The organism is Virgibacillus salinus, from assembly GCF_900102415.1.
Taxonomy (GTDB): Bacteria; Bacillota; Bacilli; order Bacillales; family Amphibacillaceae; genus Lentibacillus; species Lentibacillus subterraneus.
On the sequence record NZ_FNKD01000001.1, the window covers coordinates 207,011 to 226,513 of the forward strand.

21 protein-coding genes and 1 riboswitch are annotated in these 19,503 nt (G+C 34.8%); of the genes, 14 read left to right on the top strand and 7 right to left on the bottom strand.

All coding sequences use genetic code 11. The features are described from left to right. Positions 1-128: 128 nt before the first annotated feature. From BLS02_RS01070 to BLS02_RS01085, 4 genes are all read right to left on the bottom strand, one after another. The gene (locus BLS02_RS01070; protein WP_254788695.1) at positions 129-635 is read right to left on the bottom strand and encodes a GNAT family N-acetyltransferase; all 507 of its coding nucleotides are present in this window, start codon (positions 633-635) and stop codon (positions 129-131) included. A gap of 74 nt (positions 636-709) precedes the next feature. After that, on the bottom strand, positions 710-2,074 hold the full coding sequence (locus BLS02_RS01075; protein WP_092491117.1) for a sodium/glutamate symporter family protein: 1,365 nt from the start codon (positions 2,072-2,074) through the stop codon (positions 710-712). Then, positions 2,071-3,288, bottom strand: a complete 1,218-nt coding sequence (locus tag BLS02_RS01080; protein WP_092491118.1) for a lysophospholipid acyltransferase family protein — start codon at positions 3,286-3,288, stop codon at positions 2,071-2,073. The genes BLS02_RS01075 and BLS02_RS01080 overlap by 4 nt, the downstream gene beginning before the upstream one ends. A gap of 138 nt (positions 3,289-3,426) precedes the next feature. Then, positions 3,427-3,615: a Spo0E family sporulation regulatory protein-aspartic acid phosphatase gene (locus tag BLS02_RS01085; protein WP_092491119.1), complete on the bottom strand. Its 189-nt coding sequence runs from the start codon at positions 3,613-3,615 to the stop codon at positions 3,427-3,429. A gap of 32 nt (positions 3,616-3,647) precedes the next feature. After that, positions 3,648-3,735: riboswitch (cyclic di-GMP riboswitch) on the bottom strand. 191 nt (positions 3,736-3,926) lie between these two features. Between BLS02_RS01085 and BLS02_RS01090 the strand changes: the two genes are divergently transcribed. From BLS02_RS01090 to BLS02_RS01120, 7 genes are all read left to right on the top strand, one after another. Continuing rightward, a complete protein-coding gene (locus BLS02_RS01090; protein WP_092491120.1) occupies positions 3,927-4,679 on the top strand; it encodes a hypothetical protein in 753 nt (250 codons plus the stop codon). Positions 4,680-4,765: 86 nt separating this feature from the next. After that, a complete protein-coding gene (gene rlmH / locus BLS02_RS01095) occupies positions 4,766-5,245 on the top strand; it encodes a 23S rRNA (pseudouridine(1915)-N(3))-methyltransferase RlmH (protein WP_092491121.1) in 480 nt (159 codons plus the stop codon). Positions 5,246-5,310: 65 nt separating this feature from the next. Continuing rightward, entirely contained in the window at positions 5,311-5,523 is a 213-nt protein-coding gene (locus BLS02_RS01100) for a hypothetical protein (RefSeq protein WP_092491122.1), read from the top strand. A 47-nt stretch (positions 5,524-5,570) separates the two neighbouring features. Beyond that, positions 5,571-8,852 (top strand): Eco57I restriction-modification methylase domain-containing protein, encoded by a 3,282-nt coding sequence (locus tag BLS02_RS01105; protein ID WP_092491123.1) that lies wholly within the window; start codon positions 5,571-5,573, stop codon positions 8,850-8,852. Between the two features lie 318 nt (positions 8,853-9,170). Continuing rightward, on the top strand, positions 9,171-9,674 hold the full coding sequence (gene radC / locus BLS02_RS01110) for a RadC family protein (RefSeq protein WP_092492193.1): 504 nt from the start codon (positions 9,171-9,173) through the stop codon (positions 9,672-9,674). 15 nt (positions 9,675-9,689) lie between these two features. Continuing rightward, complete coding sequence (locus tag BLS02_RS01115) at positions 9,690-10,013, top strand: hypothetical protein (protein WP_254788696.1); 324 nt, start codon at positions 9,690-9,692, stop codon at positions 10,011-10,013. Continuing rightward, a complete protein-coding gene (locus BLS02_RS01120) occupies positions 9,964-10,305 on the top strand; it encodes a DUF960 family protein (protein ID WP_175559413.1) in 342 nt (113 codons plus the stop codon). The genes BLS02_RS01115 and BLS02_RS01120 overlap by 50 nt, the downstream gene beginning before the upstream one ends. 364 nt (positions 10,306-10,669) lie before the next feature. Here the strand turns inward: BLS02_RS01120 and BLS02_RS01125 are convergent, their stop codons facing one another. From BLS02_RS01125 to BLS02_RS01135, 3 genes are all read right to left on the bottom strand, one after another. Continuing rightward, entirely contained in the window at positions 10,670-11,056 is a 387-nt protein-coding gene (locus BLS02_RS01125) for a hypothetical protein (RefSeq protein ID WP_092491125.1), read from the bottom strand. Positions 11,057-11,071: 15 nt separating this feature from the next. Beyond that, entirely contained in the window at positions 11,072-11,449 is a 378-nt protein-coding gene (locus tag BLS02_RS01130; protein WP_092491126.1) for a hypothetical protein, read from the bottom strand. Positions 11,450-11,626: 177 nt separating this feature from the next. Beyond that, entirely contained in the window at positions 11,627-12,634 is a 1,008-nt protein-coding gene (locus BLS02_RS01135) for a hypothetical protein (RefSeq protein ID WP_139180747.1), read from the bottom strand. A gap of 317 nt (positions 12,635-12,951) precedes the next feature. Here BLS02_RS01135 and BLS02_RS01140 point away from each other — a divergent pair, with 317 nt between their 5' ends. The 7 genes from BLS02_RS01140 to BLS02_RS01170 all read left to right on the top strand — a co-directional run bounded on the left by BLS02_RS01140 (position 12,952) and on the right by BLS02_RS01170 (position 19,369). After that, on the top strand, positions 12,952-13,272 hold the full coding sequence (locus tag BLS02_RS01140; protein WP_092491128.1) for a hypothetical protein: 321 nt from the start codon (positions 12,952-12,954) through the stop codon (positions 13,270-13,272). Between the two features lie 456 nt (positions 13,273-13,728). Next, entirely contained in the window at positions 13,729-14,484 is a 756-nt protein-coding gene (locus BLS02_RS01145) for a hypothetical protein (RefSeq protein WP_092491129.1), read from the top strand. 371 nt (positions 14,485-14,855) lie between these two features. Next, positions 14,856-15,044 carry a hypothetical protein gene (locus BLS02_RS01150; protein ID WP_092491130.1) on the top strand — a complete coding sequence of 63 codons (189 nt, stop codon included), beginning with the start codon at positions 14,856-14,858 and terminating at the stop codon, positions 15,042-15,044. Between the two features lie 405 nt (positions 15,045-15,449). After that, positions 15,450-16,058: a hypothetical protein gene (locus BLS02_RS01155; protein WP_092491131.1), complete on the top strand. Its 609-nt coding sequence runs from the start codon at positions 15,450-15,452 to the stop codon at positions 16,056-16,058. After that, positions 16,030-16,461: a hypothetical protein gene (locus tag BLS02_RS01160; protein WP_092491132.1), complete on the top strand. Its 432-nt coding sequence runs from the start codon at positions 16,030-16,032 to the stop codon at positions 16,459-16,461. Before BLS02_RS01155 ends, BLS02_RS01160 begins: the two co-directional genes overlap by 29 nt. A gap of 106 nt (positions 16,462-16,567) precedes the next feature. Beyond that, positions 16,568-16,768: a hypothetical protein gene (locus BLS02_RS01165; RefSeq protein WP_092491133.1), complete on the top strand. Its 201-nt coding sequence runs from the start codon at positions 16,568-16,570 to the stop codon at positions 16,766-16,768. Between the two features lie 72 nt (positions 16,769-16,840). Continuing rightward, the gene (locus BLS02_RS01170) at positions 16,841-19,369 is read left to right on the top strand and encodes a hypothetical protein (RefSeq protein WP_092491134.1); all 2,529 of its coding nucleotides are present in this window, start codon (positions 16,841-16,843) and stop codon (positions 19,367-19,369) included. Positions 19,370-19,503 lie beyond the last annotated feature (134 nt).

Here is a 19,503-nt window from a genome sequence, read left to right on the forward strand (position 1 = left end):
CCCTCCCCCTTTATAAAATGACGTTGTTTAACTATTAAACGTTTCATATATCTTCTGTTCTGTTCCACTAACCTGCTACTATAGTTGAACAAGCGGATTCAATTTCCTATTCAAGTATTAATCCTTTATTATATACGCCTTTGATATTTACTGTGTCCATCTGTTAAACCAACAAGTTCAAATTTATTATTCTTATAAAAGTTATTTAATTTTATATTATCCGCAACACAATCTAATTTAAGATATTCTTTATCACTTTTATTGTTCTGTATCCAATCAAGAATACTTCTACCCATTCCGTTCTTCATATATGTAGGAATAATTGCAAGTCTATGTAAGTAAAGCGATTCTGAGGAAATATCGTCTCCCCAAATATGCCTGTCCCATTCACTTTGTTCAGATAAAAGTGTAAATGTAGCCACAATATCGTTATCTTTCAAAACAATATACGTTTCTTGATTAGATATGGCTTGTTCAATTTCTTCATCATCACCACCATCTAATAGAAACCCCCATTGATTTATTTCATTATCTTTCATCCATAGAGCTATCTGTTTTAACATTTTAATAATTTCACTACTATCCTCATTCGTAGCAATTTTTATATTGAAACCTTCAACGTAATCCAAGTTCATTTTTTACCTCCTCATAGATTATCTTACATTTTTATTCTTTGTGATAGGTAACGGAACCCGCTCCATCCAACTCCCTATACCGTTTTTCGTGTTCTGTAAAGCAAGGCACCAACTAGCGCCAGGAAATAAACAAGTAATCCAATAAGTGTATAGACATACATGATTGGCTGGTTCTGAACATACCCAACGATTGGCACATTTAAGAGCAGTAATAAAGGAAATCCAAACATTATTGCTGTCGCACTACCCATCACCATATTATCTGCTGTATTGGATTGGAATTTTGGATCAACTGCCTTTAATAGTGCCATTCCAGTTGATATGGTACCGGTTTGCATTCCGTAAAATCCTAATACGTTTGGCAGCTTATCCTCAGGAAATACGCGTGGTCCAATCCAAAGTAAAAATGCGATGGTTACGAAGCCGCCTAAAGTAGTTAATATCAGAATCGGGACAGCATACTCCTGTAATGCATAAATCGAAATAGCAGCGATTGATGCGGTTATCATGTAATCGAACGAAAAACCGGAAATTCGCTGCAGTAAAAAGTTGTTCGGTGAATGTTCAAGCTGAAGTCCAGCATTTTTTAATCTATTTAAAACAGTTCGGAAAAACATCGCGTACAAGCTTCCGATTAAAAAGTGGAATCCAATGATTAGCTGGGCAAAAGTTGCTCCAAATGTTCCGAGTGGCGTCAATACTTTGTCTAACCCGTATATTGTTAAATATGTAACAAGGTAAATGAAGCCGATTAATGCTATTTGATAGGTTAGCTTATCGATTGCATCACTTAATGAAATTTCATCTGGCTCGGACCTTTCTACCATTTGTTTATGTGTTTTGACTGGTCCAGATTCGGTTTTCTGGAATTTTTTGTTACGGGCTAATAGGTTCATCAGGATAATCCCGACAACCGTCGCCCAGATAAAGCCTATCCCGGCAATCGTTAAACCAAGGTTCCCGCCACCAACTAGTCTCAGTTCTTCCCACTGTGTACCTATCGAATATGCTTGTCCAGGTCCTTGACCGAATCCGAGTGGCAGCAATAGTCCAACACCTGGGAAAAAGTCCGGATAAAATGTTTCGACAAGGATCATGAATAAACCAAAACCGACCAATCCCTGAATTAAATACGTGGAAACAATCATAAGGCCTGAGTTAAGGATTGCCGGGCTGTTTTCAATTTCCCGTTCTTTTAACGATAAAGCAATAAAGCCAATTGCCATTAGATGGTAAACCAGGTTTCCAAGTAAATCCTTATCAAAGTTTATCCACCCTAATAGTTCAGGTCCGACGATTAGCCCCATGAAACCCGCAATCATTGACGTTGGCACAATTAATTTCCGCAAGGCTGGAATTCTCGCTTTTAATACAGCGGCAATAACTATTAAAAAAGATAAAAGAGCAAAATCGAGTACTAATGACCAGGAGTTACTCATGAGATAACCTCCTTGGTCTGTTTAGATTCCAATGCCTGTGCGGTTTTGATTGCCATTAGCCATTTGTATGCCGAGGTGTTGGGCTGATAAAATACAATTCGGTAAAATTGATTTTCATAAAAAAAGTCCAGCTTATGATGAAACTGTATATTAATCCCTTCTAGGTCCCGAAATGCAAAAGCATATTGCTCCTGGTTATCACCGTTAAAAGTGATTGTTTTATTGTTCCACTTCAAATCCCCTTTAGAAATAAGCCGGAATGGTTCATTGTCCCAAGATATAAACAGCTTTACATGGTCCTGCATTGCCTCATTCCAGTTCTGCTGCCAATCCGGGTCAAGTAATGTCTCTTTCAAAAATTCAAGCTGCCATTTATTCCAATCACGAGGAGTAGAATAATAGATGGGGTGTGTTACTTCTTCAAAATTTCCTAAAAGTGTGTAACGAACGGTATAATCACAGCTCTGACATTCAAACAGGTCATCGTGCGAATGCAGCTGTCCAGGTATTCTACAATGTGGACAAACAAACAACAGGCGTTCCAAGTAGTTTGCTAGATTTTTCCCCTGATATTCACTCGCAATCTCGGACTGCCATTCCATTTCATTATGGTAAAGCGCTTCGGTTAGCTTTTGGTTTATGACGTCAGGTGAATCGTTTGAAAAAGCTCCCTGATCCCATTCTTTTTTATAGGAAATAGAGATTAAGCCTTTGCGATGTTTATCTGCCCACCTTGGATGAGTAAGATGGCCACCGCGAATAGTTGCAACTACAACTGGAATGTCTAACAGCTTGACTAGTTTCGCTGTTGAATAAATAAGCGGCTCGGTGTCACCATCCCAATTACGGTTCCCCTCTGGAAAAATACCAATAACCCGATTATGCTTTTTAGCTTTCAGCACACCTCTTATCGTGCTTGTATCATTTTTGAATTTCATCTTTGGAATGGCACCAACATAGTTTAATATTCTTTTTAAGAAAGGATTTCGAAAAAGAGGGTCAGCAGCAATGAAAGAAATCGGTTCTTTTACATAACTATTCAGAATCAGTGGATCCCAGTTATTTACGTGGTTGGATAAAATAATATAAGGTGGTTCCATATGAAGTGTATCATTGCGTTCAATTACTATTTTCGAACGATTTCTAGTAAAGAAGCGGATAGGAATTAACAGCATATTTATTATCCACATATTTGGTTTATTTTCGATACTCATAGTTTCACATCCAACGATAAAATTTATGAAATAATTACTCTATTATTTTACCATACTTAAATACAAAAAAAGCTATACCCCAATAGTGTACGGAGTATAGAGAGGCAGTGTTAGTACCACAAAAACATGAATTTAGAATTAATCTAGTTCATTTGCACAAAAAGACATTAGATCATTTCGTTGGTTGAGCTTCACATCTAATAATTGACTAACTTGTATTAATGAAGGATCTGTAAACTCACTTCCATTCGCTTTAACTTGATACATCAAAGATTTGAGCATTTTAATATCATCGTTAATAATCTTAAGAACATCTTCTATATCCAAATCACATCCCCCTTCCAGGAATAAGGAGTGTATTCGAAAGCTGGCTGACTTATTGGAATATCCAACTTAGTCCCTGTAGCTTTGCGTCATCATTTTTCAATGATTTTGCCATTTCGTACATGATGTGATGGTACTAACACAGTTTATTCTATAAAAGATATTATTCACAATATACTATATATACTGAATTAACGCAAAAATAATGAAAAGATACTGGAGAATTTTAAACTTGATTCACCTGGATTATTGTCCCGTCTTTTCATAATACGCATAGGATAATACAATAATATGAATAAGGAAGTGAGCAAGCGATGGGATTATATATTAATAATGATGATCATCCAGATGTCTTTATGAATGGCAGCGATATTCTGGAGCCGAACCAAGGATACTTTCGCGTAGATTATTTCTCCGAGATGATAAAAGAACAGAAAGAGCTAAATAAATCATTATCCAATTCATTCCGTGACTTAAAATCGTTATACCACCAACAAACTAATACGCAAGCAGGCAGATGGCAGGAGGTTGGCAAACAGCTGGAAGTATTAAAAGAAAGTAACCTTCAGCACCAAAATTTCGAGAATCAGGCTGTGCAATGGCTGACAACCCTAGATAGAAACAATGCAAAGTTACAAGCTATTCTGGAGAACGGTGGACTATTAAATAAGGAGATTGCAGAACAAGTCAATCTCTTAGGCGAATCGAATCAGGCTATTGTAGATCAGCTAGGAAAATATGAAACCTCAAGCCAGGCACTCGCATCACACATGAGTGAATTATATGATCTTAACAAAGAGATGTCAGAGTGGATATCCACACAAGACGATAACCAGGATCAAGTTATAAACCGGTTGGAAAACCAGGAAGCCCTGATGGAGAAAACGTTAAGGCAAATTGATCAGTTTCGATCTATTCTTTTTGAACGAACTAACTATATAGCAGAAAGTATTGAAAACAGTTATAACCTTACTTCCACATATGTCTATAAATTGATGACTGGATCAGAACAACCACTGTCCCTTTTCATGACGAAACAACGAGAAGAAGAGAGGAAGTCTGAATAACTGAGTGAAATGGCGATACTGGAATACGGTATCGTCATTCTTTGTTACAATGTAAACAAACGAAGTCCATAAAGGAATGAATTTGAATGAACATAAAAATTATCACAGTAGGAAAATTAAAGGAAAAATACCTCAAGCAGGGCATTGAGGAATATCTCAAACGATTAAGTACATATGCAAAAGTTCAAATTACCGAAGTCGCCGATGAAAAAGCCCCGGAAAATATGAGCGACGCTGAAATGATCGAAGTAAAACAAAAGGAAGGCGAACGCATTCTCGCTAACATCAAGCAGGATACCCATGTCATAACCCTCGAAATCAATGGCAAAATGCTAAGTTCTGAACAGCTCGCAGCCAAAATGGACGAGCTTGCCACCTACGGGAAAAGTAAGCTTGCATTTGTTATCGGCGGATCATTAGGCATTAGTGATGAAGTCCAAAAGCGGAGTGATCTTGCATTATCATTTTCCAAAATGACATTTCCGCACCAGGTGATGAGGCTTATATTGTTGGAGCAGATTTATCGTGGGTTTAGGATTAATTGGGGGGAACCGTACCATAAGTAAATGAGGTTTTTAAGCACAGTCTTCAGGACTGTGCTTATTTATTATGAAAAAAGGATGATGTTGAAATGGAAATCAAACAATTTGAAAGAATGATATGTGATTCTGTTAAAGATATTCAACAAGGAAAATTCCCCGAAGAATTAAATGAAGTCTTACATTTTGTCAACACGTTTGAAAGATTGGAAATAGAAACATCAAAAGTAGGTATCCAAATCATTCTAAACGATGGTTCTAAATTCAATTTATTTATCAATTGGCCAGAAAAGTGTGGCCAGTAAAGGTGAAGTGTGTTATATTATAGACACTAAATATAAGAGGTGTTTCTATGGATAATACATTGCGTTCAAAAAGGTATAAATTGATAATGAATTCCCCTGATTATAGAGAAAAGTTGGAGAAGCTTACGAAGGATATTAAAATCAGTGCTAAAAATTCGTTGAATGAAACTCACTTAGCTCAAGAATTTAGCTACCATTTAAAAAAGTTTTTGTCGGATGAACTTGGTATTGATAATATCAATTTAGATCCAGAGGTTAATGATAAAATTTTAGGACATAAATTTACAGGTAGAATGGACGCAGTCTCAAACAGTTTAATTTTTGAATATAAGCATCCATCTAAGTTATTAACAAAGAATGATAAAGAAAAGGCTCATAATCAAGTTGTTGATTACTTAGAACAACTTTTTGAATTGGAAGGCAAGCAATATAGAGCGATTCTTACAGATGGCATAAAAATAAAGTATTATTATTATGTCGATAACATCATCCGATGGACGAATTTTAGCGACATTGATTCTGATGATATAGCTGTTATTGTTAAGTCGATTATAAATTTCGATAATAAAAAATTCTTACCCGAAAATATTGTAAAGGATTTCAGCCTCAATTCGGAAAATTCCACTACCGCTGAATTAGCAAATGAACTTTTCAAAAGTTTAAATGGAGTAAATATAGACGAGAACACTAGTGTTATTTTCGAAGAGTGGAAAGTTCTATTTAATCTATCTGAAAATGATAACGGAAAAAGTGATGATATTAATAAACGAAGAAGAGAATTGGGAAAGCTATTCCAAGTAAAGATTGAAGAAAATGATACAGATTTTAAAAGTTTATATGCTTTACAAACAACCTACGCTATAATAGTAAAATTAATTGCTGCAAAAATTTTGACCTATAAACAATACGGAAAAGGCTTAGTATATTTCGAAGATTTAAGCACCCTAAATAATGCTGAACTCAGAGACTTTACAAATAAATTAGAAAATGGCCTTGATTTTCAAAATGAGGGTTATATTAACCTTTTAGAAGGCGATTTTTTCTCATGGTATGTTTTTGAGAATCAATGGAATGATGGGATTGCAAAAGCAATTAAAAAGGTTATAAAAATTATCGAGGGTTATTCATATATTACTTTTAAAGATGAATATGAACCGATTGATATCTTTAAGGACTTATACATGGAAGTAATGCCTAATGCAGTTCGACATAGCTTAGGTGAATATTTCACACCAAGTTGGTTAACGGATAGAGTCATTACTGAAAGCATAAAAGAAGTTAATAAAGAAAAGTGGAGAGCAATTGATCCCTGCTGTGGTACAGGCGTTTTCCTAATGACATCAATTAAGAAGATTATTGGACAGTATAAATTATCGGATCTAGATAAGGACAAAAAGAATAAACTGATAAATGAAATCACCGAAAGAGTAATTGGAATAGACATGAACCCCATCTCAGTACTCACATCTCGTGTAAGTTACTTTTTATCTGTGATGCCTTTAATAACTGAAGAAACCTCTATGGAAATACCTGTATATTTAGGTAACTCAGCAATTATTGGTGAAAAGGTTAACTTGGATGGAGTTGAGTGTTATTCGGTTGTTACAGGTTCTATTAACGGATTTTTTAATACAATTCTGCCTGTTAATTTAGTTGACAACGGTAACTTCTTAACTAAGATGAGTAGTTTAAATAAATATTTAAGAGTTGTCGATAAAGAAAAATGGGTTAAAAAATTCCTAGAGAATGTCTCTCAGAAGGATAAAAATGATAAAGTTGTTGAGGAAATTGAAAATTTAGCAGACAATTTATATGATTTGCAAGAAAAAAATTCAAATAATACCTGGTTAAGGATTATTGCTAATCAGTTACTTATCTCTTCTATAAAAAATATAGATATTATAGTAGGGAATCCGCCGTGGGTTAAGTGGGAACATTTACCACAAACATATGCCCAGACAATTAAAAAGCAATGTGTGGACCGGCACTTATTTTCAGGGCAGACTTATATGGGAGCTATAAGTTTAAATATCTGTGCCTTAATATCAAATGTAACTGCAGGAAAGTGGTTAACTAAAGATGGCATTTTAACATTTTTAATGCCTAAAACTTTGTTGACCCAAGACTCATATGCGGGTTTTAGAAATTTTTATATAGACTATGAAAATAACATTAGAATGTATTTGCAGAAAATTGAGGATTGGTCTAAAGCAGGTGATCCATTCATATATACAAATGAAAAATTTGCTACTTATTACTATAAATTTGATTTTAAGGACTATGAAAATGATGGCATTCCTGTAACTTATATTAATAAAAAGAGAAATAAAAAAATCCAATTCATAAATAAGCATCATAATTTTTCAGAGGTGCAAATGTATTTTGACATAAAAAAGGGAGCAGCATTTCAATTAGATAAGACTAGAACAGGGCTGAGTATATTTGAAGGTTCTTCTTCAGATGTCAAGAGTTTCAAGAATATTATTGGACAATGTGATTATAAGGCTAGGAGCGGAGTAGAATTTACGCCATACGAAATTTATACTTTAGAAGCGTTTAACGTATCTAAAGATAAAAAGTACTGCAGATTTAAAAACTTTTCTTCAACAAGTACTATTCACAAAGCATCAAATACAGCGGTTAACGGTACTAGGCTTGAAACTAAGTATATGAAGCCACTTGTTAAAGGGTCAACAATTGAACCGTTCAACATTAATTTTGAAAATGAGTACGGGATTTTCCCTTACGACAGTGAAACAACTAACCTGATTGAAATTGATGAATTAGAAAAGAACAGTCCAAAACTTTTAAATTATTTATTAGATTATCAAGCTATTATAGGCAAACAATCAGATAGAAGTAAAATGATTGCTCGAGGCAAGGAATTTTATTCTCTTTCGAAGATTGGAAAGTATACCTTTGCAGAAAATTTGGTAACTTTTAGAGATAATAGTAAGATGGCTGCAGCGGTTGTCAAACCTGTCTTGACTCATTGGGGGAAGGAAATTTTGCCTATTTGTGCAAAACATGCACCGTATATTAGCATGGATAAAAAAGGTAATTTTATTACCGAAGATGAGGCGCATTACATTTCAGGTATATTAAATACAAAAATTGTTGTTGACTATTTTAAATTTACCTATAGCTCTAGATCGTATAGCATTAATTTTAATATCAAGATTCCAAAATATAATCCTGAAAATGAAAAGCATATAGCACTTTCAGGATTAGCAATGAAGGCTCATTCTGAAGAGGGTAAATTAGTTTTGGGTGCATTAAAGGAAGAAATGAACCAACTCTATTTAGAAATTTGTAATGAATCTGTATAAGCCGTATCTATCGGAAAAATAAAAATATATTATTAATATGAAACCCCGAAGTAACGAAAAGTTACTTCGGGGTTTCATATTGGAAAAGTATTTGAAAGGTATCATGGTCAAGAAGTGCTTTTATTAGTCTTATGAACAAAGTTAAGCATAATGTCATACTTAACCACTTTATCCACTTACAGTGGTTATTTACTTTTTGGCCAATTCTTTTATTAATAGATACCACTTACTTATGGAGAGGGAAATTAATTAATAAGGTCTAGAACCTATAGTTGTAACATCAGGGTATTTTTATGAGGGGGAATATATATGAAACATATGTACACAAATGAAAAGTTTAAGCAGTTATCCTTACTTCAAGAAGGGGCTGGCAAAAATCTTCCTGCTAAGCGAGTAAACATTGTTAGTGTAAAGCTTCTTAAAGAGACTTCCATAATGTATAAAAATCGAGCAATTCAATCTCCGGAGGATGGATATGAACTTATGAAGGAATTTTTAGGAGAAGTTGATCGTGAACATTTTCTAGTTGTTTGTCTGGATACAAAAAATCAACCGACATCAATTAATGTTTGCCATGTAGGAAGCTTAAACGCATCAGTAGTACATCCGAGGGAGGTATTTAAACCTGCTATTCTTTCAAATGCTGCTTCATTAATTGTGGGCCATAATCATCCAAGTGGACAACCTGAACCAAGTCAGGAGGATATTAACGTGACAAAAAGACTCTCCGAGTCAGGAAAGATTGTTGGGATAGAACTGCTTGACCATATTATTTTAGGTGATGACAAATTTATATCATTAAAGGAAAAAGGATACTTGTAAGGAGGAATTAAAAACTTGAATATTAAGGATGACGTCATAAAGTTAATGAAAGAACAGTTCGGAATTACTGTTGATATTAAAAATTTGGGGGAAGAGGCATTATTGTTATATTTAAATGAGCTTGATAAAGAAATTGTTTCTCCTGAAATAAATAAACTATTGCCAAATCCAGTAGTTTTTCAAACGTATAATTATGAAGAAAAATCAGAGTGGATAATCGGAATCGCCTTTAAAGAAGGAACCGATTACCCACTCTATTTAGTTTGCCTTAAGGATGGAAAAAAAGTATATGAAAAAACTTTACCCAAAAAAGGTGACGAAAATGACAGAGAAACATAAGTCTCGCTACATGACTAAAGCAATTAATGAAGAACTAAATGTAAAATTACAAATGACCCTATGGCAGTTGATGGATATATTGGCTTTGAAAAGAAAGGATAAGATGGATTATTTACAGGTTTTTGATATTATTGTTTCGGGTAGTAGGTTAAAGATAATTAATAAGCAGGAACATCCTTATATGGTGGAAAAATTCATAAATATTAACGGTAACACTATTACTAAATCCATAACTGTTTGGATAATTGACGATATTGACAAGCAAACTATGCTATTTCCATCGGATTACTAAAAAAAGTAGGGAATAAGGATCACCATATTTCCTACTTTTTTTAATGTTCTGTAACAACTTATTCCGATTGTAGGTATTTTACGGGCCATGTTAAACAAGGTTTCCAGATGTTCAAATTAGTTCAGTAATATTCTAGTTGTACAGTACTTTTGAGTTTTTAACGAAACGGAAAAATGATTGATTCATATTCTTTCAACATCTTTTCACCGATTTTATTCTTCAGTGTTTGCAGAAATCACTCCATCTACCCAATCATTGTTTTCCTCCTTCTGTTTTCAGAGTAAAAAATAGCCCCAGTTAACCACTGAACTAGGGCGCAGAATATAAACTAAATTATTATATAAACATAGAAATACAACAGAGTTTAATCGTTAAAGAAACCTAGCTTGGCATAAAGTTGATAGCTGTAGGGATAATTTTCCAAAGCGTTGTGAACTGGTTGGCAGACAGAAACAACCATACTCTCTACTTCATGAGGATAGTTGCACTCTCTATCCTCAGCAGCATTACAACTAAAAGTAGCGGTTTGTGAATCGTATATCGCCATTTTCACCGTAGGACAGTCATTTAAAGCAGGCTCGATTTCATCAATTAATTGGCTATTGGGTGACCGAATCTCTAGTGCGATTTCATCAATAAAATACCCAGTTCCCAGAGGCTCATTGGAAAAAAAGGGATCATAGATAACATTGGTTTCCTTGGAATGGTTTTTAATACGAAAGCTGGTTAATAATTTTGTTGCATCAATCATTTAAATTTCCTCCTCTTAGTAAATAACATCTACATACATGGTCATATCCATGTCCATCGGCTTATCGGTATTGTGTTTTCGTATTTCTTTCATAATCTGGTGGTGTTGTATGTCCACCGTTTTTTGAAGAAATCCTATGGAGTCAAATCCATTAACCCGTTTCGGGTAGATAATCCATTGATGTGTATTATTTTCATACATGTAAGGAACATCAATAGACGAAAGCAGACGTAGCCCTTCGGTCACCAAATTCACATTCATTTTTTGGAACGAATAATGAGGTATCTCCACTTTCACTTTCCTGATATGATAGCTGAGAATTCCCTTAGCCTCTCCCGTTAAATCAAATACCAATTCTACCTCTTTCTTATTACTCACTGGAACTATTAACATTTTTCTTCCTCCTTTTGATTATTGTTAAAGTAGGCATGATGCTGGATTCCATGATGCCTATTCAGCATATACATAAATAGAATAGCGCGGTACGGGTAAAAGTCATTTCTATTTTCACATGCAGAACGTATGTACCAAAAGAGGTGAAGGCAGTAAAAAAATAAGCCCTTTCAGGACTTATTTGTAATCTTCGTTATACGTCTGTATGGCTTCTAAAAGAATGTCTTTAGAAGTTCGTACGTCTGCATCTTTTTCATTTTTGTATGTAACAAGAGTGAATTGCTTGCTTTCTTTCTCGTGAAGCAGTTTATTTAATTCTGTTAAGATTTTTCCTTCTGATAGCCCTGTCCATTCGACTAGTTCACGTACGGACATATCCTCCTTCATTTCTTCTGTAGGCTTATTTTTTTTCTTTTCATTCATACGAACGATTTCTTTCGCTACTTGCACGTGAATTTTCTTTTTTTGATTCTCTATCTCTTGCGATTCCTGTTCTTGTTGTTCCATCAATTCTTTTTCTCGCAGCAAAGACATGAACGTTGCTACTCGTTTTATCTTCTCAGTCAGTTGTTTTAGTTCTTGCTTTTGGTAGTCTACCAATGTCATACGGTCTTCAGGAGACAACCATTCTCCATCCATGGAAGTTAGGAGTTCCTTTGCATCTTTTGATAGTGTATCTAACGATTGATCTTTCAAATCTGCATTAGATTTTTTGAACGAGTACTGTGATATAGCTTCTAGCTTATTCAGTTCTCCCAAAAGGGTCTTGCCACACAAGGTATTGCTTAGTAACTCTTTAATACACTCAATAATTTCCTGAATTTCTTTAAAAGAAAGATCGTCCACGTTCCCTTTTCTGACCCTTTTCATGGGAGAGGACGTATATAGACTGAGCAAGGTCTTCACTGCAGATTTGGACGCTTCTGGGAATTGATATCCTTTTGAACCCTTGAAATAGTCAATATCTACATGAACACCGTCAAGGATTTCCTTAAACTTTCTGGAATAGTCGCTGACCTTCTGGGAGTATTCATCGGACTGTAAAGCAGTTGCGTCCTTGTGCTTTTCATCCTCCAGCTCTTTCACGATTTGATAGAACGATACATAGCTCATTCGTACACCTTCTTTTTGGATCGTAGTTACTTCTACCTCTAGGATACCAGAAAGAATGATTCTGCGTTTCAATTAAAGCAAGACTCAAATATATTCTTTTGGAATTTAAATGTAAAGAAGAACTATCAGTTAAGAAATATGATGAGCTATGTGCAGCTTTGTCATAACATAAAAAAGAAGTTAAATTTTTCAATTAAGCTTTACACATCCCCTATCTGCAGGTAATGGTTTGGGGATGTGTAATTAAAATTAATCCAAAATTTGCTGTTTTATACACATTATATATACTAATATTAAAAGTGACTCAAGAAAGAAATTTGTCCTTTCCTGTAAGATGCATTCTAAAGCAAATTACAATAATTAAAGGAACCACATGGGAGAAAGTAACTATGCCAAATAAATTGATTACCTTAGATAAAGCCATAAAAGAAGTAGAACGATTAAAAACGTATATTGAATTGATTGAGGAATATGAAACAGACACACTGGAAAAGTGGGTAATAAAGCAATATGCATTAACCAATAGTATTAAAAAGATAATAGAGATAGCAGAAGTAGAAGGCATGACTAATAGCGATTTACCTTTAGATCGCAAATATATATCCGGTGTAATAAATGGCAAAGTCATGGATGAACTACATCGGGTACTTCGACAAGGGTACAGGCAGAAAATTAAACCAAATAAAAGGAATTATAATATCTATAAATAATTTCATAAGTAATTTCCTTAGCGTAAAAACTTGGTAGCTGCTTTATTTTTTCAGAGCTAATAAGAAGGTTCTATTAGCCCGATATTTAACGTTTTGATGTAAAATATATATACTTATCATATGAACAGGTGTTTTCTCGCCAAGCAGAAATGATAGCGGTTTGTGTATCTAGGATAGCAGCAACAGGGGCTATAGAGAAATCTCGACACAGTTGGTACTGACGCTATATATGGAACAACATACACCTACCGAAAGCTTGTCAGAAAAAAAGTGAATATCGCAGACAAGAAGCATTGAGAGCTATAAATGTGTAAATAATCAATTATTTTTTTAGCTTTTTTGTTCCAAATATAGCAAAACTACTGACAATATCTACAATTCATAGTTGCTATGGACACTATTGATGCTACTTTAGGGAAGTGAGGATGAAAAATCAAAAAAGGGTGTGAGTATTTAATGGAAACGATAAAATACGGCAAAGATAAAATAATTGATGTTGCAATAAAATACGGGAAAAATGAAGAGTTATCGGTGGGAAAACATGAATTAGATCGTACTACTTTAGAAAAGAGGTTAAATAAAACTATAGAATTTCTTAATGAAGAACTTATTCAATCAATACTAGAACAAAGAACAAAAAAAGATATGGGGAACTACTTCTACAATAATGAAATGAATATTACAAAAGCGAAGTTAGGAAGAACTGTATATGATGGCTACAACTATAATGTCATTGATGCCATTTTCTTAGCTGTCTTAATCTGTTTATTTGATCAATCTTTATTCAAGAAACTTCGTAATCAAGCAGATATTAAGGATGCTGGAAATGAGGAAGATGCTTGGATAGAGGCATATACAAATACATTGCATCCTTTTGGTGAATTTTGGGGTGAAGCTGGCGACGAGAGGAGTTGGGAAACGATTTCCATAAACATTAAAAGCTTATTTTATAGATTTACCTTAATGCCAAATATGGATAAGTATGCAGAAAAACTAGAACACAAATTGCAAATGATATTAAAGTTATTAAATCAACTTCCGGCTCAACATAAGGTATCATTTTATGAAGATGTTATGAAAAGTCGGATTGAATATATACAAACCAATCTTGAATTATATATTCAGAATTTAAAACAAAACGACTCTGATGGTTACTATCTTTACAAACTAAATGAAAACTTAGCAGAAATTGATAAGAATTATGATAAATGAGCATGTTGCTAAATAGTAACGGGTTCAGTTCTAGGAGAGAAAACAGCAAATGACACACCAAATAGGAATACAAATCGCATAGCGTTTTGTATTCCTATTTCCATTGATATAACAACATTTATTGGATTTTAACACCTGAATTCACATAGTAAATAGCAAGCCTTTTAACAAAGGTACATAGAATTATGTACAACTTGGAATTAAAGTGCTAAATCGTGTGTTAACCGCTATGTCATTTTCAATGCTATTTGTGATGTTAGTTATGACTATTTCTATTTTTCTAAAAGGTTTTATGGGATTTTATGTTAAAATATAGATAAAGCAACAGTATAGTCTTGTTCAACTATTTAAATTGGAAAAGGAGGAAACATATGGAAAAGTATATTTGTAATGAGTGTGGAGGAGAATTCTCCAAAAATCAACTCGATTCAGAATTACTGGTAGATGGTGAGTCTTTCTGCAAAGGGTGTGCTAGCAGCTTAATGGAAGCTGGAAGAGACTTTGTTGATCCTAATCATAATTTTGATTCGTATGAAGACTGGGACAAAAATGGACGTTAACTAAAATAACAGAAGTATTAAGAATAGACCCCAATATAGTTGGTTAAGATTTTTTATTATTTCTTTGCTTACTATATTGTGTGCTTTAGTTGAAGAAGAAAAGTAAATAATACGATAAAAACGCTCAGAAATCTTTTTCTGAGCGTTTTTGCTTGCTGTTTATACTGTTAATTATCGTTCAGAATGTTTGCTAATTATTATGTTTTTTCTGTTGCTATTAGCAATTTTCCCTCCCGAAACTGACCCCGTTTAAATAGCAGATGCTCTTTTTTTTGTCATTTTCTCTTCCGAAAAAAAAAAGCAATAAAACGTCAAAATATTTCTTATTACGTGGGTCTGGATTATTTAGTAAGTTATATCTAAGTTGTCTATACCACAAATTTAACAAAGAGGAGGAATCAAAGTATGAATCAAGAGAAAAACACGGTTAGCTTCAGTCGATTGGAAATAAGAAAACAACAAAGAATGTTGAGTTATAAAGAGTTTGAAGATTGGGGGATAATTGACAAAAAGCGGGATGTAAAAGATATCAAGGAAAATGAATATTTGCGTTTTGTTTCACAATATAAATTTAGAAACCCTTCTAACCTCTATAGTTTCTGGATAGAAGGACAACCATTAGGGGTTACCCCAATAATAAGTGAAGAAAAATTCCATATAATTGGATGGTCTCTAATGAATAATGACTATCTTGAACATCCATTTGCTTTAGCAAATGAAATGGATGGTAATTATCAGAAGTTTTTGACGGCAATCAATGTAAGCCCTTTGGGTGATATGGTTCCAGCAGATATTATAATGGCACGTTGCGGGTTACTGGTAACAGTACTACCAGAACTAGTAGAAGGATATGAACTACCAGAAGAAGAGGAAGAAGAGCAACCGTCTTACTTCTTACACGACGTATGCTCGATAATGGAACTTGCTGATCATCGATTAAATAGGGTGTCGGATACAGTAAGCACAAATGGAAGGTGGAACTTATATGAATCCAATTACAAAAGAGTTACCTGACTTAGATAGTTTTGTTGGCTCCAATTGTACAGACACGAAAAGAACGAGTGGAACAGGTGGATTGACCATAGTCTATTCACAAAATGGCAAACGATTGTCATTGAACTCCACAATTCTGGATCACCTCACAGACCAAAGTTCTGTGCAAATTGCTTATACCGAAACTTATATGGCGATTGCCAACTTTATAGCTGAAATAAACACGAATTATACACTTGGTAAAAACGGAAAAAGCGGTGTTATATATAACGCTGCACTTGTTAAGGAAATAATAGGTCGTTACCATTTGGATTTTACTAATCGAACATCAATAACTTTTCCTATTTTTGAAGTGCAGGAAATAGAAGGGGAAAAAGTTATTTATATCAAAATGAAACCAAATGACAATATACTCCAAGGCTAAAACTTGTTACACAGAATACCGAAACGTAGGAATTTCGGTATTCTGTCCAATTATTGATGTTGTAAGAGATTAACAAAATGAAAGAAAGTTATAGGAGGAATTTGAAATGGCTAATACAAAATTAGTTAGCATGCCAAATAGAGAAGTTTTAGAAGAGGAAAAACAACAAAGACAAATCAATTTCATTGAGGCAGAGGATATTCATTTCCATTCCAAAGGAATTCATTTTACTGGAAAATATTACGGGACTGATGAGTGTGGTCAAGGTACTTATATAAAACACTCTACTACTGCAACTTTTGGGTAGATAGTGGAAAGGTAGTCCAAATCCAAACATAGGGTCAATACTGAAACAAAAAATGAACTGGGGGAAAGTAAAGTGAATCACACTGATGTAGAATCGAAAATCGTTAATACGTTACAGATATTAAAACAAAAGGGTGATATAACAGAGCTTCGTATATTAAATACCCCAAAAGGAACCGTTAGTGGGTATTTTGATAATGCGAAGATGCTTGCTAAAAGCGCGAATGAATTTGATGGAAATTCACCAGGAATTTATATCACGCTAAATCCAGTTAAACCTGAGTTGCTCGCAAGGGCTAAAAATCAAGTGAAAGGGCGGGCCAAACAAACTACTTCTGATGCAGATATTGAATTAAGAAAATGGTTTGTAATTGATTTTGACCCTATTCGTCCTGCTGGAATATCTTCAACTGATTTAGAGCATGAAGCAGCACTAAGTTTAGCAAAAAAGGTAATTAAATTTCTATCTGAACAAGGATTTCCAGATCCAATTCTTGCAGATAGCGGAAACGGTTCGCATTTACTATATAGTACTAACTTACCAAACAATAATGAGAGTCGTGATTTAGTCAAAAAGGCATTAGAGGCACTGGATTTTCTATTCAGTAATGAATCGGTAGACGTTGATACAACAACCTATAATTCGGCGCGAATATGGAAACTTTATGGCACGAAATCCTGTAAAGGTGATAGTACGGAGGAGCGGCCTCATCGCAATTCACATATTATTCATTGCCCAGAAGAGATGATAGAAGTAACAACAGAACAATTGCAGCAACTAGCAAATACGCTTCCAAAGGTACCTAGAAATGAAGTTAATGAAGGTATTTTTGAATTAGAAGCATGGCTCGAAAAATATGGAATCAAAGTTTCATTTAAAAGCCCATGGCAAAATGGAACTAAATATGTATTAGACAATTGTCCTTGGAAAGAGGAACATACCAACAAAAGTGCTTATATCATTCAATTTTCAAATGGTGCAATTGGTGCAGGGTGTCATCACAATAGTTGTTCACAGGAGAATTGGAAAACGCTTCGAGCTAAGTATGAGCCTGACTATTATAAAGGTGAAAATGAAAAAAGGAAACCTACACAAGCAGATACCCTAATACGTATAGGGGATGAAGTGAATTTTTTTCAAAATGAACTAGAAGAAGCATACGCGACGATAGCGATCAACAGTCATAATGAATTGTGGAAAGTTAGGAGTAAAACCTTCAAAATGTGGTTGACCAAAAGGTACTTTGAAGAAACAGGACAGGCCCCAACTAGTGACGGGATGAATCAAGCATTAGGTGTGATGGAGATGAAAGCAATGTTTGAAGGGGAAAAACGCCGACTGCAATTAAGAGTGGCAGAGGACAATGGGAAATACTATTATGATTTGGCAGATAAAAACTGGAAAACTGTTGAAATTACACCTTCAGGGTGTCGGATCATAGAAGACCCTCCTACACTTTTTACTAGGAATAAGAATATGAAAGAGCAAGTCGAACCTAACTTCGGTGGTGATATTAGATTACTTTTGAATCATGTACGGCTCAAAAGTGAAGATGATCAAATTCTTTATCTGGTTTATATCGTGTCTTGTCTTATACCAAATATTCCACATGCAGTAATTGTTTATAGTGGGGAAAAAGGCGCTTCCAAATCTACTTCTATGCGGATGACACGCCAAATTGTCGATCCAGCAGTACGTGACTTGTTGACCATGCCGAATAGTATACAGGATTTAGCAATCTCATTAGCCAACAACTATATGCCATGCTTCGATAACTTGGAATCTCTATCTGCAGCAAAAAGTGACTTACTATGTATTGCTTCCACGGGTGGTGGATTCAGCAAACGAACATTATACACCGATGATGATGAAACTTTATTAGAGTTACGACGGTGCCCTGCTTTGAATGGAATTAATGTAGTGATTACAAGATCTGATTTGATGGATCGTTCCATTCTATTAGAATTAGAACGAATTCCGGAGGAGGAACGCAAGGAGGAAAAAGAGATTTGGATAGCCTTTGAAGAAAATAAAGCAGCTATTATAGGTGGGGTTCTTCAAACGTTGTCGAAAGCAATGGCAATTTATCCAACGGTAACGCTTAACAAGCTATCCAGAATGGCAGATTTCTCTCGATGGGGGTATGCCATAGCTGAAGCAATGGGGTATGGTGGAGAACGCTTCCTTGAAGCCTATCGTAATAATCAAAACAAATCTAACGAAGAAGCTATCTCTTCACATCCAGTTGCAGCTACTATTGTTGCAATGATGCGTGAAGCCAACAGTTGGACTGGGACTGTTGCACAACTTCTAACCCGTCTAGATTATGAGGCTGGTCGCGAAAGGATCGATACTAACGTCAAATCATGGCCAAAAGCAGCGCATATTCTTAGTCGTCGCTTAAAAGAAGTTAAATCCAATTTGCAAGAGGTTGGAATCACGTTTGAGATTCGCCATGGAGGAGATGCGAAAAAAGTGACTATTAAAAAGGTTGGTAGTAATGATGTTCGCATAGACCAACAAAAAACAGGTGGCAAGATAATTAATTCTGATGATATCGAACTTTCGCCAGACTATGATGAGTTTGCGGAGTGGGACTAGCCCTAATATAGCAACAGTAGTATCAGTAGCGACAGACAGAGCCGCTACTGATGCTACAGTCGCTATATTGGATAGGTGATTTCGAAAAACACAACTTTTCTGCGCACTAAAAAAGTCAGATACACTTTGATAAC

What these genes read in the sequence shown, in the direction of transcription:
- BLS02_RS01090 (WP_092491120.1), top strand. Translation starts at nt 3,927, where the DNA reads ATGGGATTATATATTAATAATGATGATCATCCAGATGTCTTTATGAAT.
- BLS02_RS01075 (WP_092491117.1), bottom strand. Translation starts at nt 2,074, where the DNA reads ATGAGTAACTCCTGGTCATTAGTACTCGATTTTGCTCTTTTATCTTTT.
- BLS02_RS01145 (WP_092491129.1), top strand. Translation starts at nt 13,729, where the DNA reads ATGGAAACGATAAAATACGGCAAAGATAAAATAATTGATGTTGCAATA.
- BLS02_RS01125 (WP_092491125.1), bottom strand. Translation starts at nt 11,056, where the DNA reads ATGATTGATGCAACAAAATTATTAACCAGCTTTCGTATTAAAAACCAT.
- BLS02_RS01105 (WP_092491123.1), top strand. Translation starts at nt 5,571, where the DNA reads ATGGATAATACATTGCGTTCAAAAAGGTATAAATTGATAATGAATTCC.
- BLS02_RS01100 (WP_092491122.1), top strand. Translation starts at nt 5,311, where the DNA reads ATGGAAATCAAACAATTTGAAAGAATGATATGTGATTCTGTTAAAGAT.
- BLS02_RS01160 (WP_092491132.1), top strand. Translation starts at nt 16,030, where the DNA reads ATGAATCCAATTACAAAAGAGTTACCTGACTTAGATAGTTTTGTTGGC.
- radC (WP_092492193.1), top strand. Translation starts at nt 9,171, where the DNA reads ATGTACACAAATGAAAAGTTTAAGCAGTTATCCTTACTTCAAGAAGGG.
- BLS02_RS01150 (WP_092491130.1), top strand. Translation starts at nt 14,856, where the DNA reads ATGGAAAAGTATATTTGTAATGAGTGTGGAGGAGAATTCTCCAAAAAT.
- BLS02_RS01080 (WP_092491118.1), bottom strand. Translation starts at nt 3,288, where the DNA reads ATGAGTATCGAAAATAAACCAAATATGTGGATAATAAATATGCTGTTA.
- BLS02_RS01140 (WP_092491128.1), top strand. Translation starts at nt 12,952, where the DNA reads ATGCCAAATAAATTGATTACCTTAGATAAAGCCATAAAAGAAGTAGAA.
- BLS02_RS01155 (WP_092491131.1), top strand. Translation starts at nt 15,450, where the DNA reads ATGAATCAAGAGAAAAACACGGTTAGCTTCAGTCGATTGGAAATAAGA.
- rlmH (WP_092491121.1), top strand. Translation starts at nt 4,766, where the DNA reads ATGAACATAAAAATTATCACAGTAGGAAAATTAAAGGAAAAATACCTC.
- BLS02_RS01165 (WP_092491133.1), top strand. Translation starts at nt 16,568, where the DNA reads ATGGCTAATACAAAATTAGTTAGCATGCCAAATAGAGAAGTTTTAGAA.
- BLS02_RS01130 (WP_092491126.1), bottom strand. Translation starts at nt 11,449, where the DNA reads ATGTTAATAGTTCCAGTGAGTAATAAGAAAGAGGTAGAATTGGTATTT.
- BLS02_RS01070 (WP_254788695.1), bottom strand. Translation starts at nt 635, where the DNA reads ATGAACTTGGATTACGTTGAAGGTTTCAATATAAAAATTGCTACGAAT.
- BLS02_RS01120 (WP_175559413.1), top strand. Translation starts at nt 9,964, where the DNA reads ATGAAAAAACTTTACCCAAAAAAGGTGACGAAAATGACAGAGAAACAT.